Raw genomic sequence first — 16,928 nt, forward strand, 5'->3', positions numbered from 1 at the left:
CCGGCGGCGCGAAGCGTCCCGGCGCGCCCGGGAGCGGGCCGCCGGCCCGCGACCGGAACGCGAGGGAGTCAGTCGCCAGAGGCGACTGACGAGGCTGGGGAGGCGTGAGGTGCGGGGCGGAGCGGTGCTGTGCGGGAAGGGTGGGACTCAAAGGGGCAGTCGTGAGGCCGAAGCACGGCGACGTAAGGACCGCAAGGAGTGAGCGGAGCGAACGACTGAGGACCGTGGTTCGAGAGAGCAAAGCTCTCTCGTCATCGCCAGAAATCTCTGATTTCTGGCTAGCAGTCAGAACGCGTCGCGTTCTGACGACATCACGAAAGGCGCGGAGCGCCTTTCGAACGACAGCAAGCCGCGCGAGTCCTCACGACTGGGGATTTGGCGGTGTTCATCGCGCCAGCAACGACGTACAGCCGAGCGACTGGGGCTTTGGAGATATGCTTCGTAGTCGCGACTCCGGCTTCGTACAGCCGAACGATCGGAGCGTTAGCAGCACTCACGTTCGGAGAACGATCGGGACGTTCCGTCGGATCCTTCCCGATCGATCCCCGCCAACAGCGTTATTCCCGGCGAACGCCTACCTGAACCACCAACAGTGTCCACCCATCACACCTCCACCGACGACACGAACTCGCGCCCGAAGGCGGTGCTGTTCTGCCCCGACTGCGGCCACGAGAGTGGCCTCTCCGGCGACTGGATCGTTAACGAGGGTCCCGAACGGACCACCCACACGTGCCCGGTCTGTGAGGCGACGGTCGAGGACCGCCACCGACCCGAGCCGATGCTCGCACCCTGACCGGTTCGACCGGATCGTCGTTCCCGCGATCGACCGCGCCGGCGGATCGCCGACGACCGCACCGTCTCCCCGAACCGCCGGCCTCCGGCCGCCCCGTCCCGCTTCCGCCCTCTGTGCTCCTCCATGCGGATGGTTCTCGTTCGACGAACGATCGGTTCCTCACCGATCCTCACGGACGACCGTGTTCGTTTGCCCCGGTTCGGAACCCCTCCGAAACGGTTTTGCCGGCCCCTGACGGACGGTCGATATGCCAACGGATCCTGACACGGGATACGACCCCTCGCTGGGTCGGAAGTTCGTGTTCGTCACGGGCGGAGTCATGTCCGGGCTGGGTAAGGGAATCACCGCCGCCAGCACCGGCCGACTCCTCTCGAACGCGGGCTTCGACGTGACCGCGGTGAAGGTGGACCCCTACCTCAACGTCGACGCCGGGACGATGAACCCGTACGAGCACGGCGAGGTGTACGTCCTCAAGGACGGCGGCGAGGTCGACCTGGACTTGGGGAACTACGAGCGCTTCCTCGGGACCGACATGACGTTCGACCACAACGTCACCACGGGGAAGACCTACCAGCACGTCATCGAGCGCGAACGCGCCGGCGACTACCTCGGCAAGACCGTCCAGATCATCCCCCACGTCACCGACGACATCAAGCGGCGCATCCGCGAGGCCGCCGAGGGGAGCGACGTCTGTCTGATCGAGATCGGCGGCACCGTCGGCGACATCGAGTCGATGCCCTTCCTCGAGGCGCTCCGGCAGTTCGCCCACGAGGAGGACGACGAGGACATCCTCTTCACGCACGTCACGCTCGTTCCCTACTCGAAGAACGGCGAGCAGAAGACGAAGCCGACCCAGCACTCGGTGAAGGAGCTGCGCTCCATCGGGCTCCAGCCGGACGTGCTCGTCGGGCGCTGTGAGGACCGGCTCGACCCGGAGACCAAGGAGAAGATCGCGCTCTTCTGTGACGTTCCCACGGACGCCGTCTTCTCGAACCCCGACGTCGAGGACATCTACCACGTCCCGCTGATGGTCGAGGACGAGGGACTGGACGAGTACGTGATGGAGCGGCTCGGACTCGCCGACGAGGCGCTCCCGAAGGCCGAGCGCTCGACGGAGTGGCGCGAGCTCGTCACGCGCGACCGCGACGAGGAGATCGACGTGGCGCTCGTGGGCAAGTACGCGCTGGAGGACGCGTACATGTCGATCCACGAGGCGTTGAAACACGCCGGCATCCAGACCGAGACCGAAGTCAACGTGCTGTGGGTCGACGCCGACGAGACCCGCGAACACCACGAGAAACGGCTCGCGACCGCCGACGCGGTCGTCGTCCCCGGCGGGTTCGGCTCCCGCGGGACCGACGGGAAGGTGGAGGCGATCCGGTACGCCCGCGAGAACGACGTGCCCTTCCTCGGGCTCTGTCTCGGCTTCCAGATGGCCGTCGTCGAACACGCACGCAACGTCCTCGGGCTCGAGGACGCCCACTCCGCGGAGATCGACCCCGAGACACCTCACCCGGTCATCGACCTCCTCCCCGAGCAGTACGAGACGGAGGACATGGGCGGGACGATGCGGCTCGGCGCACACGAGACGGACATCGAGCCGGACACGCTGGCGGCGCGGGTGTACGGCGCGGACTCCTGTACCGAGCGGCACCGCCACCGCTACGAGGTGAACCCCGAGTACATCGACGAGCTGGAGGCCGACGGGCTCTCCTTCTCGGGACGCGCCGACAACCGGATGGAGATCCTCGAACGCGAGGACCATCCCTTCTTCTTCGGGACGCAGGCACATCCCGAGTTCCGGTCGCGACCGGACCGCGCGAGTCCCCCGTTCGTCGCCCTCGTCGAGGCGGCGCTGGGATCGACGGACACAACCGAGCGGAACGCGGACGTGAGGCTATAGATGGTCGAGACGGACGAGTTCATCGAGGACGCGGTGGCGGAGATCCGCGAGGAGATCGGCGACGCGAACGCCGTGATCGCCCTATCCGGCGGCGTCGACTCCTCGGTCGCGGCGACGCTGGCGTACGAGGCGATCGGCGACCGGCTCACGCCGGTGTACGTCGACACGGGACTGATGCGGAAGGGCGAGACCGAGGGAGTCCGCGAGACCTTCTCGTTCATGGAGTCGCTGCGGGTCGTCGAGGCACAGGACCGCTTCTTCGACCGGCTCGAGGGAGTGGTCGACCCCGAGGAGAAACGCCACGTCATCGGCGAGGGGTTCATCAACGAGTTCGAGACGGTCGCCCGCGAGGTCGACGCCGACTACCTCGTCCAAGGGACGATCTACCCCGACCGCATCGAGTCGGAGGGGAACATCAAGTCCCACCACAACGTCGGTGGACTCCCCGAGGTCGTCGACTTCGAGGGGATCGTCGAGCCGGTGCGCGACCTCTACAAGGACGAGGTCCGCGAGGTCGCACGCGCGCTCGATCTCGAGGAAGTCATCTCCGAGCGGATGCCGTTTCCCGGGCCCGGACTCGCCGTCCGGGTCGTCGGCGAGGTCACCCCCGAGAAGGCCGAGGTCGCCCGCGAGGCGTGTCACGTCGTCGAGGAGGAGCTCGAGGAGTACGACCCCTGGCAGGCGTTCGGGGCCGTGATCGGGAAGGCGACCGGCGTGAAAGGCGACAACCGGGTCCACGGCTGGGTCGTCGCCGTGCGCTCGGTCGAGAGCCGCGACGGGATGACGGCGCGCGCCCAGGAGATCGACTGGAGCACGCTCCAGCGGATCCAGAGCCGGATAACGGGCGAGAACGAAAACGTCGCCCGCGTCGTCTACGACGTGACCCACAAACCGCCCGCGACCATCGAGTACGAGTGATGGCGGGACACGCGCGGTTCGCGGTCGTCGCCGGCCCGGACGAACACGGGATCGGCGAGGAGCTGGAGGCGCTCGGCGCGACGGTGTCCCGGATCGAGGGCGTGGTCTCGGCGGACGCCCTGAGGGCCGCAGGGATCGCGGACGCCGACTACCTCGTGTTGACCGACGCCGACGAGGCGACCGGCATCCCGGTCGCGAAGGAGCTGAACCCGTCGGTGACGGTCGTGACGTACGCGGACCGGTCGCTGCCGGAGTTCGTCGCGGGCGTCGCCGACCTCGCGGTCGACCCGGCGCTCGTGACGCCGGACGTCGTCGCCGAGGAGTTGACGCGCGACGGGGACGGCCTCGACGGCGCGTAGGGGCGTCCGAGTCGTCTGCGATACCTGCCCCGGTGCCCGCCCCTTATGTACTCGGGGTCGAAGTAGGCGTATGGACGAGCAGTCACGCGCCGACCGACGGTCCCCGGTCGGCGAACCCGTCGTTCGCTCGGATCCGGCGGTCACGGGCGATCGCGCGGCCGAGGCGGTGGGATTCGACCCCGACGACCCCGAGAGCGTCGCCGAGGCCGCCGAGACCGTTCACCGCTTCGCGGCCGGCGACGTCGGCGACGACGACCACGTGTTGATGCTCCGCGGGGCCGCCGCCTGCGCGGCGCTGGTTCGCGGCGTCGGCTCGTACAAGGAGGCCGCGGCCCGCGCCGGCGACGAGGTCACCGTCGCGTTCATCCGCAAGTGGGCGCGGGTTCACGACCTTCCACAGGCGATCCGGCGGCAGGTCGCCCGCGGACACATCACGCCGAGCGCGGCCAAACACGTCGCTCGTCTCGGCGGGACCGACCGGTACCTCCTGGCGTGGGCCGCCATCGACGGCGACATGACCGTCCGGGAGGTCCGCTCCGTCGCCTCGGCGGTCAACGACGGCGAGGACATGGCAGACGCGGCCCGCGAGGTCGGCGTCGATCTCGGCCGGATGGGCCTCGATCTCCCGATCGAGACGTACGTCGAGCTCCGGCGGCGAGCCGCGATGCGGAACGTCGATCCGGGCGAGATCGTCGCGACCGCGCTCGAGGACTACTTCGCGTCGTCGTCCGTGGACGAGTGAATCGCGTGGTCCCTGCCGTTTCTAAACGTTTATCCGTCGTCTGATCGTATCGAACGACGCGGGCCGGTAGCTCAGTTAGGGAGAGCGTCCGGCTTTTAACCGGACGGTCGGGGGTTCGAATCCCTCCCGGCCCGTACACTGAACCGCCGAGCGACAGCGAGGCGGTGAGGGAACAGGCAAGGTGAACCCGAGGGGGAACGTTCGACCGTGAGACGGTTCGTTGAACTCCGATCCGTTCGAACTTCTTCTACTGAAACGACCGTTATATCTCGAGTGCTACTAGTACGGTTGTTTCAGTAATGATCGAGGTGAGGAGAAGGGAGTCATTGCTGGCGCGGTGACCATTCCCAAAGCCCCAGCCGCGAGGACTCGGGGGCCTCGTTGTGCTCCTCGATCGTTCGCTTCGCTCACTCGCTGCGGTGCGTACTTCGCCCGCCGTCGCCCTCGCGACAGCGAGGCGCTCCGCGCCTCTGGCAGCCGGCGGCGAAGCCGCCGGCGACTGCCCCTTTGAGTCCCACCCCGCACGGCACCGTAACCGCACCTCACGCCTCCCCAGCCTCGCTGCTCACTTCGTTCGCAGCGTCCCTCGCGTGCTCCTCGTGCCCCGGAGGGGCACTCGGAGGCGCGCCACCGCAATCGATCGCTCACTCCTTAGACTGTATCGAGCGAATACGAGATCCCACGCTATCGAGAGACGAGTACGCGACGGTTCGGGAGATCGAATAAAAACGCGTTCGCGGACGGCCCGTTCAGGCCGCCCGTGGGTGGTTAGGTCAGACCGGTCGGAAGTCGGTGCGACGGTCGGGGTGGCTGGGTGCGGTGTGGTCGTTCCCGGACTTCAGACCTCGCGGGTCGCATCCGCGATCCGCTCAGTAACGAGGTTCCGAAGGAACCTCGCTTACATCGCGCCGCCCATGCCGCCCATGCCGCCCATGCCGCCGCCCATTCCGCCGGGCGCGCCGCCGGGGCCGCCCTCGTCGCCGTCGTCGTCGGTGCCGCCGCCCTTGAGGTCGCCGGCCGCGATGACGTCGTCGATGCGGAGGATCATGACGGCCGCCTCGGTGGCGGACTCGATGGCCTGGGTCTTGACGCGGAGCGGCTCCACGACGCCCTCGGCCTCCATGTCGATCACGTCGCCCGTGTAGGCGTCGAGACCGGCACCGAACTCGCCGCCGTCGTGGCGGGAGCGGAGGTCGACGAGCGAGTCGATGGGGTCGAGACCCGCGTTCTCGGCGAGCGTGCGCGGGATGACTTCCAGCGCGTCGGCGAACGCCTCGACGGCGAGCTGCTCGCGGCCGCCGACGGAGTCGGCGAAGTCGCGGAGCTGCAGCGCGAGCTCGGCCTCGGGCGCGCCGCCGCCGGGCAGGACCTGCCCGTCGAGAAGCGTCGTGCGGACGACGCCGAGCGAGTCGTCGATGGCGCGCTCGATCTCGTCGACGACGTGCTCGGTGCCGCCGCGCAGGATGAGCGTGACTGACTTGGCCTCCTCGACGTCCTCGACGAAGATGCGCTCGTCGCCGCCGACGTCCTTCTGGGCGACGGAGCCGGCGAAGCCGAGGTCCTCGGACTCGATGTCCTCGAGGTTGGAGACGACGCGGCCGCCCGTCGCGCGGGCGAGCCGCTTGAGGTCGTCGGACTTCGCGCGGCGGACCGCGAGGATGCCCTCCTGTGCGAGGTAGTGCTGGGCCATGTCGTCGATGCCGTCGCCGACGAAGACGACGTCAGCGCCGATGTCGACGAGGTGGTCGACCATCTCGCGGAGCTGCTCCTCCTCCTGGTCGAGGAACTGCTGGAGCTGGTCGGGGTCGGTGACGTTGACCTCGGCGTCGATCTCCGTCTCCTTGACCTCGATGGCGCCGTCGAACAGCGCGACGTTCGCGTCCTCGACCGCGTAGGGCATGTTCTCGTCGACGCGCTCCTTGTCGACGATGACGCCCTCGACGAGCTCGGACTGGTCGATGGAGCTGCCGACGACCTTCTCGACGGAGACGTTCTCCGTGTCGATGCCGTCCTCGTCCTTGACCGCGAGCACGGCGTCGACGACGAGGTCGGCGAGCAGGTCCTTGGAGTTCTCAGCGCCCTTGCCGGTCATCGCCGTCTGGGCGATCTCGACGAGGGTGTCACGGTCGTCCTCGGTGACCTCGATGGCGTCCTCCTCGAGGATCTCCTTGGCCTTCTCGGCGGCCTGGCGGTACCCCTGTGCGAGGGTGGTCGCGTGGATGTCCTGGTCGAGGAGCTCCTCGGCCTGGTCGAGGAGCTCGCCGGCGACGACGACGGCGGACGTGGTTCCGTCACCGACCTCGTCCTCCTGCGTCTCCGACACCTCGACGATCATGTTCGCCGCCGGGTGGTCGATGTCCATCTCCTTGAGGATGGTGACGCCGTCGTTCGTGACGACGACGGACCCGCCGGAGTCGACGAGCATCTTGTCCATCCCCTTCGGGCCGAGCGTGGTGCGGACGGACTCCGCGACAGCCTTGCCGGCCGTGATGTTCATGTTCTGGGCGTCCTTTCCGGAGGTGCGCTGCGACTCCTCGGAAAGTACGATCATGGGCTGATTGCCCATCCGCTGTCGCTGAGACATAATCAAGCTCTGATTGTTTGTGATTCTATATAAACCCTTCGTTCGATTCGTGCGAAACCGCAACACGGTGGTGCCGAGGAGCCGCGTATGTGGCTCGTTATCACGGGACTTTATATAGAACGACTGATCGAGGAGTCTCCGGGATCGGAACCGAGGAGATCGGCGGACGGGAACCCTACCACACGGTGGCGTCGTCGGCGCGGTGCGCCGGCTTCAAGCGAGGCCGGGGAGTTACGAGGTGCGGGGCTGTGCGGTCGAGATGGGACGCAAAGAGCTTCGGACGCGTTCACCGCGCCGGCAACGACGCATGGGCAGGCGACTGAACTCCGGAGAGACCGCCCGGAAGGACGTCGATCGCGTGGAAAGAACGATTCCGCTCCCGAAGCGCGCCTACCGCGGCGCGTTGAAGCTCACGTCGTCGTTCAGTTCGTTGGACTTGCGCTCGAGGTACGAGTACACCGCGCCGTGGGGCGCGCCGTCGAGCAGCATCCCGACCGCCCGCCGGACCACCTGGAGCTCCTCGGGACCGCCGACGGCCCCGACCGTGGTGCCGTAGACCACGACGTTCGCGCCGGTCAGCTCCTCGATCAGCTCGCGAGTCCGCCCGTTCTCGCCGATGATCCGGCCCTTCTTTCGCTGGAGGTCGTTGTCGTTGCGCGTGTGTTCGGTCAGGTCGATCAGCTCCAGCGTGCGGAGGTCGTGGTCGAGGATCGACAGCGCGGTCTCCGGTTTGAACCCCCGCCCGATCGCCTTGATCACGTCCGGGGCGACCAACGCGGCGACGGGGTCGTCCGTCTCCTCGATGGCGACGCTGCCGGACTCGGAGTCGATGTCGAGTCTGACCCCCGCCCGCTCTTCGATCTCCCGCATCGTCTCGCCACCGGCCCCGATGACGACGCCGATCCGGTCCTGCGGAACCGTCACGTGTTGCATACACCGAAGTACCCGGCGGAGCCTTTTAAACGTGTTCCGCCGTCCCGGGTGTGTGTCCGGATACCGGGCGTGTGCGGGCGGCTACCGTGGATTCTCCGTCGGCCGGCACACGGTGCGTCACGTCGACCACGACACCGAACGGTCGGCGACGCGGTATCCCTGCGCGGCGAGGACCGCCTCGAAGTACCGCTCCGCGACCAGCGTCTGCGGGACCGACCGCAGGTCGAACCGCCGGTCCGTCGTCAACTCGACGTCGACGACCGTCCCCGCGTCGCTCTCGCGTATCGACACCCGATACGTCCCCCACGGCCGTCCGTTCGCGGTCGCGCTCGCTTCGAGCGTCTCGACGGGCTCGTTCCCGTCGGGAGAGGGTGCGGCCTCCTCCGACGCCGTCCGAACCTCGAGTTCCATCGACGCCGACCGCAACCCGAACAGGTAGGAGAACTCGTAGCTCGCGTGAGTCGTCGGGATTCCGTCGGGATCCGCGTCGGTCTCCCCGTCGACGCTCCCGCCGCCGACCTCGATCCCGTCGGCGATCCCCCACTGGAAGGCGAGGATCGGCGGGGTGGGACTTCGAAACGCGGCGGCGACCGCCGACGGGTCGGCGTCGGCGACGAGTCGCGTGTGTCCGCCCCGCCGTACGACTGGCACGCGGACGACCGCCACGACGCCGACCGCGACCAGCACGGCCGGAAGGGTATCGAGCGACAGGAACGCGGCGACGGCGACGGCGACGATCACGAGGGCGACGAGCCAACTGACCGCGCGCTCGACGCGGTGGTATCGCCGGACGACGGGGGCGACCTCGGGCGGGACCCCCGCGGCTCCGTTCGTGGAGGGCATGGAGGCCCATCGACCGGGACCCAAATCAGTACTGTCCTTCGGTTCCTCGCTCGTCGGGTCCTCGCCGCCCGGATCCTCACTCGCTCGGATCGTCGTCCGGGGCGGACCCCGGTCCCTCGTCCGGCTCGCCGCTCGGATCGGGCTCCGGCTCCGTCACGTACGCGCGGAGGTCGTCGGGGTCGACGTCGATCCCCTGTCGGGTGAAGAAGGTCGCCACGTTCTCGCAGTCGCGCTCCAAGAACTCCCCGGCGTTCGGGTGGTGAACCGTCACGGCCTGCCCCATGTCGATGACCACCAGCTCGCCGTCGTGGATGATCATGTTGTACTCCGAGAGGTCGCCGTGGATCAAGCCGGCGCGATAGAGCCGCCGCATGTACTCGCGGACGACCTCGTAGGCGGTCTCGGGGTTCTCGACGTCGACCTCGCTCAGCCGCCGGGCGCGCTCCTCGGCGTGACCGACCAGCTCCATCACCAGCACGTTCCGCTGGACCGCGATCGGCTCGGGGACGCGAACGCCGGCCTTGCGGGCGCGTTTCAGGTTCGCGAACTCCTTTTTCGTCCACGCCAACACCACCGCCTTCTTGTCGTTCGCGATCCCCTCGAAGCGCGGGTCGCCCTCGAGGTAGTCGCGCATCTGCCGGAAGTTCGAGGAGTTGATCCGGTACACCTTCACCGCCACCTCGCGGGCGTGCTCCTCGGCGGCCGCGGCCGATCCGGGCTCGGGCCGCTCGCCCGCCTCCCCGCCGAGCGCCTCGAAGACGCTCGCCTCCTTGCCGGTCGAGACCGGACCGCCGAAGGCGTCGACGTACCCGTCCTGAACCAGTTTGTACACCGCCGCCAGCGTCGCGTCGTCGAAGACCGATTCCTGGAGTTTGAACTGCTCGGTGTCCTTCACCCGCTCGCGGAACTCGTTGAACTCCCGGTCCTGCCGGCGGGCGATCCGGTCCGCCTCGGTGTCCGAGACGTCCAGTTCCTCCCACTCGTCGCCGGGCTGGTCCTCGGGCTCGAGCAGCACGAACTCCTCGCTCATTCGTCCGGGTTTCGCCGCGACGACGTATAAGCGGGCGGGTCGAGCGGCCGATCACGCCGACGGATCCGGGCTCGGCGTGGGGTATATACGCCCGAACGGCCTACGTGATCCCGTGACATCCCGGACCATCCGCGCCCGCGACCGGCCGGTGTTCGGCGTCGACGTGCAGAGCGGCGACGTTCGCGGCGACGACCCCTCCTACGCGCTCGTGATCTTGGACCCGGTCGACGACGACGACCCCGACGCCCCCGACGTCGACGGGCCGCTCGCGCGGGTCACCCGCGACGTGGTCTCCCTCCGGAAGCTCCGGCGGCTGATCGACGACCGCGAGCCGCTTTTCGTCGCCACCGACAACGCCTACGAGCTGGCCCCCGACAAGAACGCGCTCGTGGGCTTTCTGCGGTCCCTGCCCGACGGCACCCGGCTCGTTCAAGTGACCGGCGCGGAGCGTCCCGAACCCCTCTCGCGGGTCGCCTCCAGACACGGGATCCCGTACGGGAAGAAGCCGATGAAGGAGGCCGAGGCGGCGGCGCGGCTCGCGGCGGCCAACGTCGGCCACGAGGTGACCGCCTTCACCGACGAGACCACGGTGAAGGTCTCCCGCGGGCGCTCGACCGGGAAGGGCGGCTGGAGCCAGGACCGCTACACCCGCCGGATCCACGGCAACGTCAGGAAGCGGACGCGACAGGTCCAATCGAAGCTCCGGGAGGCGAACCTCGAGTTCGAACGCGAGGTGACGGAGAAGTACGGCGGCTACGCGAACGCCGTCTTCACCGTCGAGGCCCGCCCGGAGGACATCCCCGTGTCGAACTCGCGGGCGGGCGACGTCCGTGTAGAGGTCGAACGCGAGCGCCGCGACGGGATCGAGTACGAGCCGCTCGTGAAGCGGCGCGACCGCGTCATCGTCGGGATCGACCCCGGAACGACCACCGCGGTCGCGGTCGTCGGCCTCGACGGCACCGTCCACGCGCTCTACTCCTCGCGGACGGCCGACACGGCGGCGGTGACCGAGTGGATAATCGAGCAGGGCCGGCCGATCCTCGTCGCCGCCGACGTGGAGCCGATGCCCGAGACCGTCGAGAAGTTCCGCCGCTCCTTCGACGCCGCCGGCTGGCGGCCCACGACGGACCTCCCCGTCGACGAGAAGCTCCACCGCACGCGGGAGGCGAGCTACGAGAACGACCACGAACGCGACGCGTTGGCGGCCGCGTTGTACGCCTACGACGCTCACGCCGACCAGTTCGAGCGGATCACCGAGAAGACGCCGCCGCGGCTCGATCGCGAGGAAGTGATCGCGGGCGTCGTCGCCGGCGGCGCGTCCGTCGAGGCCGTCATCGAGGACCTCCGTGCGGACGCCGACGGACGCGCCGAAGGCGACGAGAACGGCGCGACGTCCGAGAAGGACCCCACCGAGCCGGAGCGGACCGAGGAGGAGGAGACGATCCGGCGGCTCCGCGACCGGGTCGACCGGCTGGAGTCACACGCGGAGTCGCTGGAGACGGACCTCGCCGACCGCGACGACCGGATCGCGGAGCTGGAGGCCGAACTCGAGGACGCGAGACGCGAGGAGCGGATCGAAGCGCGCAGCCGACGGATCGTCTCGCGGCTCGAACGCGAGACCGATCGCCTGGAGCGCGAGCGCGACGAGGCCCGCGAGACGGTGGCGGAACTCGAGGGGAAGGTGGAGACGCTGAAGGAACTGTGGCGGCTCGACCACTCCAACTTCGACGACGTCGCGGCCGACCGAGGCCTGACCAGCGTGAAGGTCGTCGAGCAGTTCACGCTCGACGCGCTCGACGCGGCCGACGAGGCGTACGGACTGGTCGCCGGCGACGTGGTGTACCTGCGGGACGCCTCCGGGGCGGGACGGCGGACCGCCGAGCGGCTGGCGGAGACCGACCCACGGGCGGTGATCCGCGACGGCAACCTCTCGGAGGTCGCGGACCAGGTGCTCTTCGACCACGGGATCCCGGTCGTCCCCGCGTCGGCCGTCGACGTCCGCGAGGTCGACGAACTCGCGGTCGCCGAGGAGAGTGAACTGGAGGCCGCCGTCGACGACTGGGAGTCGCGCGCGGAGCGTCGCCGGCGCGACGAGCGGGCCGAGCGGCTCGATCGGATCATCTCCGAGCACCGCGCGGGGACGGAACTCGAGACGGAGGAGTGAGTTCGGGGCCGAGGAGTGAGTTCGGGGCCGAGGAGTGAGTTCGGGGCCGAGGATCGAGTACCGGACCGAGGAGCGGCCGGGCGGACCGGCCCGTGGCGACGAGCTTTCAGAAGTCATATGCCGAGCCCCCGCGCTATCGTAGCCATGGACGCCCACGAGCGGATCACCCGGAACACGGCCGAGGTGGTCACCGAGGAGGAGATCGAGACGTTGGCAGACGACCCCGACGGAAAGCGGGCGTACGTCGGCTACGAGCCCTCCGGCGTTCTCCACATCGGCCACATGCTCACGGCGAACAAGCTGATCGACCTCCAGGAGGCCGGCTTCGAGGTCACCGTCCTGCTCGCGGACGTCCACGCGTACCTCAACGACAAGGGGTCGTTCGCGGAGATCCGGAGCACCGCGGAGCGGATGCGCGACCAGTTCATCGCCTACGGACTCGACGAGTCGAACACCCAGTTCGTGCTCGGCTCCGACTTCCAGCTCGACGAGGACTACACGCTCGACCTCCACGCGCTCGAGCTCGAGACGACGCTCGCCCGCGCCGAGCGAGCCATGTCCGAGATCAAGTCGGGCGACTCGGTGAAGGTCTCACAGGCCGTCTACCCCCTGATGCAGGCGCTCGACATCCCGTACCTCGGCGTCGACCTCGCGGTCGGCGGGATGGAACAGCGGAAGGTCCACATGCTCGCCCGCGACGTGCTCCCGAGCATCGACCGCGAGCCGCCCACGAGCCTCCACACGCCGCTCATCGCCGACCTCGGCACCGGCCGGGGGAAGATGTCCTCCAGTACGGGCGTCACCATCTCGATGGAGGACTCCCGCGAGGCGATCGAGACGAAGGTGAACGATGCGTACTGCCCGCCCACGGCCGACCCCGACCCGACCGAGGAGGGCGTCGAGCGCGAGAACCCCGTGCTCCAGGTGTTCGAGTACCACGTCTTCCCGCGGTTCGAGACGGTCGTCGTCGAGCGCCCCGACGAGTACGGCGGTGACCTGGAGTACGAGGCCTACGAGACGCTCGAGGCCGACCTCGAGTCGGGTGAACTCCACCCGGAGGACGCAAAGGGCGCGCTCGCGGCGTACCTCGACCGGCTCATCGCGCCGGGTCGCGAGCAGCTGGCGGAGTAGTCGCGAGCGAACCTCCTCTCTCATTTTCCAGCCGCCTCGACCGCACAGGTCCCGTCGAGACACCGCCGACCGGTCGGCGTCTCGAACACCGGCAGCCCGCAGTCGCACTCGTCGACGGCGACGCCCGACGGGATCGAGAGCGTCGTCCCGCAGTCGGCGTCGTTCTCGCAGGCGAGGTAGACGCGGCCGGGCGCGTACCGGACCTCGAGGGCGGCCCCGCAGTCCGGACACGCCCAGACGCGGTCGAACCGGTCGCGAACCGCCTCCTCGAGCGGGTCACACGCGGGGTCCAGACAGAGGTGGAACGCCTCGCCGCGCTCGACGCGGATCTTCGGGAGCCCGCACGCCTCGCAGGTCGCGTCCGTGACGCTCGCACCCGCCGGGAGCCCCCACCGGCGCTCGCAGTCGAGACAGACGGCGTCGCCGCGCGAGCGCACGAGCGGGCCGCCGTCGTCCGGACACGTCCCGACCGGGACCCCCGCTTCGGTGACGGGGAGCGCCCGGCTGGCGGTCGCCTCCTCGGCGACGACGCGGAGCTTCCGGGACCCGTCCCGTGCCGTGACGGTGAATCCGGCTCCGTCGCCCTCGACGACGACGGACTCCGGACGGGTGAGCCACGCCACGGGCTGGTAGCCGTCGGCGTCGTGGACGAGCGTGGTGTTGTCGGGCTTGATCAGGACGACCACGCGGCCGCGATGCGTGCGGGTCCGGTCGCCGCGTTCGGTCACCTGACAGTCGCCGGCGAGGACGCGAAGGCGTGCTGGCATGCGCCGACTGGCCGCGGTATGCGTGTTAAGGAGTCGGAGACGGGGCCGGGGGCGGCGCGTCGACGCCTCACGCCCCCTCCTCGACCCGCGAGACCAGGTCGCTCGCGGCCTCGGCGGCGCGAGCCCGGACCGCGTCGGCATCGAGCGTCAACACCTCCCGGTCGCGCATGAGGACGCGACCGTCACAGACGGTGTGGCGAACGTCGCTCCCGCGGACCGCGTACGCGAGGTGTGAGACCGGGTCGTGGACCGGCGTCAGGTGCGGCGCGCCGAGGTCGACGACCGCGAGGTCGGCCGCCGCTCCCTCCGCGATCCGGCCGCCGGGAAGCCCGAGCGCGTCCGCGCCGCCGGCGGTGGCCATCTCCACGACGGCCCCGGCCGGCACCGCGCTCGCGTCGTCCGCGGCGAGCTTGCCCACCATCGCGGCGTCGCGCATCTCGTCGAACAGGTCGAGGTCGTTGTTCGAGGCGGCCCCGTCCGTCCCGAGCGCGACGGTGACGCCCGCCTCGCGCAGGCGCTGGACCGGGGCCATCCCGCTCGCGAGCTTCATGTTCGAGGCCGGGCAGTGGACGGCCGCGGTCCCCGTCCCGGCGAGCAGTTCGATCTCCGCGTCGTCGACGTGGACGCAGTGTGCGAGGAAGTTCCCCTCGCCGAGCGCCCCGATGTCGTCGGCGTACTCGATCGGTCGCTCGCCGCGCTCCTCGAGGATCGGGTCGACCTCCTCGCGCGTCTCGTTGGCGTGGAGGTGGACGGGGATCCCGTCCGCCGCGGCCCGTTCGAGCCCCTCGCGGAGGTACTCCTCGCCCACCGTCGTCAGCGAGTGGGGCATGAACGCGGTCCGGACCCGACCGTCCGCCGCGCCGTCGAGGTCGGCGGCGACCGCGAGGCTCTCCTCGACGTCCGCGACCGCCGCCTCCTCCCCCTTCCCGATCGTGACGACGCCGTGGCCGAGTCGCGCGCGCAGGCCCGCGCGATCGACCACGTCGGCGACGCGGTCGACGGCGAAGTACATGTCCGCGAACGCGGTCGTCCCCGATCGGATCATCTCCAAAACCCCCAGCTCGGCGCCGACCTCGATGTCGTCGTCGGTGAGCTCGGCCTCCGCGGGCCAGACGTCCTCGCGAAGCCACGCGTCGAGCGGCTTGTCGTCGGCGTACCCGCGGAGCAGCGTCATCGAGACGTGGGTGTGGGCGTTTACCAGTCCGGGGATCACCAGTCCTCCCGTCGCGTCGAGCGTCTCGGACGCCCCGTCGACGTGATCGGCGACCGTTCCGTCCCCGCCGACGGCGAGGATCGTTCCCTCGTCGCGGTCGACGACGATGTCGTCCTCGCGCACGCGGCCGTCGGGGTGGAGGACCCGTCCGCCCGTGATACACAGCGTGTCCATGCGAGTCGGTTCCCCGCCGCGGCCCTAACGCCTTCCGTTCGCCGACGGGTCGTCGAACGCCGCCTACTCCGCGTCGACGACCGAGAACAGCACGAGCGCGATGACCACGCCGACCGCCGGGATGAGCGCTAAAAGCAGGAACGTCCGCCCGACGCTCGTGGCGTTGAGGAGGAAGCCGGCGAGCGCCGCACCGGCCGCGCCGAACCCGAAGTTGGCGAGGTAGGTGTAGCCGTACGAGAGCCCGCGCCCGTCCGGCGGGCTGTAGACCGCGATGGCGGCCTGATACAGCGGCTGGATCGAGAACAGGACGAACCCGAAGACGGCGCTGATCGCGACCAGCGGCCAGAGCCCGGCCTCGGCGACCGGGATGAAGGCCACGGAGAGGACGACGAGCGCGGAGAAGACGGCCGCCAGTCCGGCCGACACCCGGATCCGGTCGGTGAGCTTGCCGCCGACGTACTGGCCGGCGATCCCGACGGTCAACAGCCCCGCGTACAGGTACGAGGCGAGATCGAACTCCTGGGCCATCGGGCTGTCGGGCGCGAAGAGGCCGATCGTCCCCGAGATATCCGGCAGGAAGCCGCCGAGCACGTCCGGCAGGAACGTGAGCGTCCCGCGGTAGAACAGCCCGTTCATCAGGACGACCGCCAGCGCCAGTGTGAACCCGAGGGTGAAAAGCGCCCGGCTGTCCGCGAGGAACCCGGACAGGGAGTCGGGACCGTCGGACCGGTCGTCCCCGTCTCCGTCCTCGTCGTCGACGTCGACGGCGGCCATCTCGTCGAACTCGGCGGTCAGCGCGTACGCGACCGCGAGCACGGCCGGGGCGACGAGCAGCGCGGAGACGAGCCGCCAGTCGAAGACGATGAGCAGCGAGGCGGTGACGAGCGGCCCGAACGCGATCCCCAGGTTTCCGGCCATCCCGTGGTACGCGAACCCGGTCCCGCTCTCGGAGACGCCCGTCGAGATGAGCGAGAGCGACGCCGGGTGATGGATGCTCGCGAAGACGCCCCACAGGCCGAGCGCGAGAGCGATCGTCATCGTTCCCTGTGCGGCGCTCAAGAGCAGGAAGGACGCGCCCATTCCCGCCAACCCGATCAATACCATCGACTTCGTGCTGTAGCGGTCGGCGAGGAGACCGCTCGGGAGCGCGCCGATCCCGAAGAGCGCGTACCCGACCGCGACGATGGTGCCGATCGTCGCGGTCGTCACGGAGAACTCCGAGAGCCAGATGACGACGAGGATCGGGATCGAGAGCTCGTAGGTGTGGACGATCGCGTGAGACACCATGGTGAACGCCACGATCGACCGGCCGTTCTCGTTCATTTACGTCCACGACACGCGGCGCGTGGGTAAAACGTATCGAAGCCGGCGGGA

14 protein-coding genes and 1 tRNA gene are annotated in these 16,928 nt (G+C 69.3%); 8 read left to right on the forward strand and 7 right to left on the reverse strand.

The window, feature by feature from the left end:
- Window positions 1–592 precede the first annotated feature (592 nt).
- From F3H10_RS12955 to F3H10_RS12980, 6 genes are all read left to right on the forward strand, one after another.
- Window positions 593–793, forward strand: a complete 201-nt coding sequence (locus F3H10_RS12955) for a phage terminase large subunit family protein (RefSeq protein WP_149785181.1) — start codon at window positions 593–595, stop codon at window positions 791–793.
- Between the two features lie 247 nt (window positions 794–1,040).
- Window positions 1,041–2,696, forward strand: a complete 1,656-nt coding sequence (locus F3H10_RS12960; RefSeq protein WP_149785182.1) for a CTP synthase — start codon at window positions 1,041–1,043, stop codon at window positions 2,694–2,696.
- Window positions 2,697–3,614, forward strand: a complete 918-nt coding sequence (gene guaA / locus F3H10_RS12965) for a glutamine-hydrolyzing GMP synthase (RefSeq protein WP_149785183.1) — start codon at window positions 2,697–2,699, stop codon at window positions 3,612–3,614.
- On the forward strand, window positions 3,614–3,973 hold the full coding sequence (locus F3H10_RS12970; protein ID WP_149785184.1) for a DUF7126 family protein: 360 nt from the start codon (window positions 3,614–3,616) through the stop codon (window positions 3,971–3,973). Before guaA ends, F3H10_RS12970 begins: the two co-directional genes overlap by 1 nt.
- Window positions 3,974–4,043: 70 nt before the next feature.
- Complete coding sequence (locus F3H10_RS12975; protein WP_149785185.1) at window positions 4,044–4,715, forward strand: DUF7119 family protein; 672 nt, start codon at window positions 4,044–4,046, stop codon at window positions 4,713–4,715.
- 60 nt (window positions 4,716–4,775) lie between these two features.
- Window positions 4,776–4,849 (forward strand) — tRNA-Lys (locus F3H10_RS12980).
- 764 nt (window positions 4,850–5,613) lie between these two features.
- Here the strand turns inward: F3H10_RS12980 and thsA are convergent.
- From thsA to rio1, 4 genes are all read right to left on the reverse strand, one after another.
- Window positions 5,614–7,266, reverse strand: a complete 1,653-nt coding sequence (thsA, locus tag F3H10_RS12985; RefSeq protein WP_149785241.1) for a thermosome subunit alpha — start codon at window positions 7,264–7,266, stop codon at window positions 5,614–5,616.
- Between the two features lie 423 nt (window positions 7,267–7,689).
- Window positions 7,690–8,232 (reverse strand): KH domain-containing protein, encoded by a 543-nt coding sequence (locus tag F3H10_RS12990; RefSeq protein WP_149785186.1) that lies wholly within the window; start codon window positions 8,230–8,232, stop codon window positions 7,690–7,692.
- A gap of 117 nt (window positions 8,233–8,349) precedes the next feature.
- Complete coding sequence (locus F3H10_RS12995; RefSeq protein WP_149785187.1) at window positions 8,350–9,075, reverse strand: hypothetical protein; 726 nt, start codon at window positions 9,073–9,075, stop codon at window positions 8,350–8,352.
- 76 nt (window positions 9,076–9,151) lie between these two features.
- Window positions 9,152–10,105: a serine/threonine-protein kinase Rio1 gene (rio1, locus tag F3H10_RS13000; RefSeq protein WP_149785188.1), complete on the reverse strand. Its 954-nt coding sequence runs from the start codon at window positions 10,103–10,105 to the stop codon at window positions 9,152–9,154.
- A gap of 112 nt (window positions 10,106–10,217) precedes the next feature.
- Here rio1 and F3H10_RS13005 point away from each other — a divergent pair, with 112 nt between their 5' ends.
- A complete protein-coding gene (locus F3H10_RS13005; protein WP_149785189.1) occupies window positions 10,218–12,269 on the forward strand; it encodes a DUF460 domain-containing protein in 2,052 nt (683 codons plus the stop codon).
- A 144-nt stretch (window positions 12,270–12,413) separates the two neighbouring features.
- Complete coding sequence (locus tag F3H10_RS13010) at window positions 12,414–13,400, forward strand: tyrosine--tRNA ligase (protein ID WP_149785190.1); 987 nt, start codon at window positions 12,414–12,416, stop codon at window positions 13,398–13,400.
- A 20-nt stretch (window positions 13,401–13,420) separates the two neighbouring features.
- Here the strand turns inward: F3H10_RS13010 and F3H10_RS13015 are convergent, their stop codons facing one another.
- The 3 genes from F3H10_RS13015 to F3H10_RS13025 form a co-directional block, all read right to left on the reverse strand.
- Window positions 13,421–14,167, reverse strand: a complete 747-nt coding sequence (locus F3H10_RS13015; protein WP_149785191.1) for a PDDEXK family nuclease — start codon at window positions 14,165–14,167, stop codon at window positions 13,421–13,423.
- A gap of 67 nt (window positions 14,168–14,234) precedes the next feature.
- Window positions 14,235–15,554 (reverse strand): amidohydrolase, encoded by a 1,320-nt coding sequence (locus F3H10_RS13020; RefSeq protein ID WP_149785192.1) that lies wholly within the window; start codon window positions 15,552–15,554, stop codon window positions 14,235–14,237.
- Between the two features lie 63 nt (window positions 15,555–15,617).
- Window positions 15,618–16,877 (reverse strand): MFS transporter, encoded by a 1,260-nt coding sequence (locus F3H10_RS13025; RefSeq protein WP_149785193.1) that lies wholly within the window; start codon window positions 16,875–16,877, stop codon window positions 15,618–15,620.
- Between the last annotated feature and the right edge of the window lie 51 nt (window positions 16,878–16,928).

Origin of the sequence: Halorubrum aquaticum (assembly GCF_900113615.1) — an archaeon.
Taxonomy (GTDB): domain Archaea; phylum Halobacteriota; class Halobacteria; order Halobacteriales; family Haloferacaceae; genus Halorubrum; species Halorubrum aquaticum.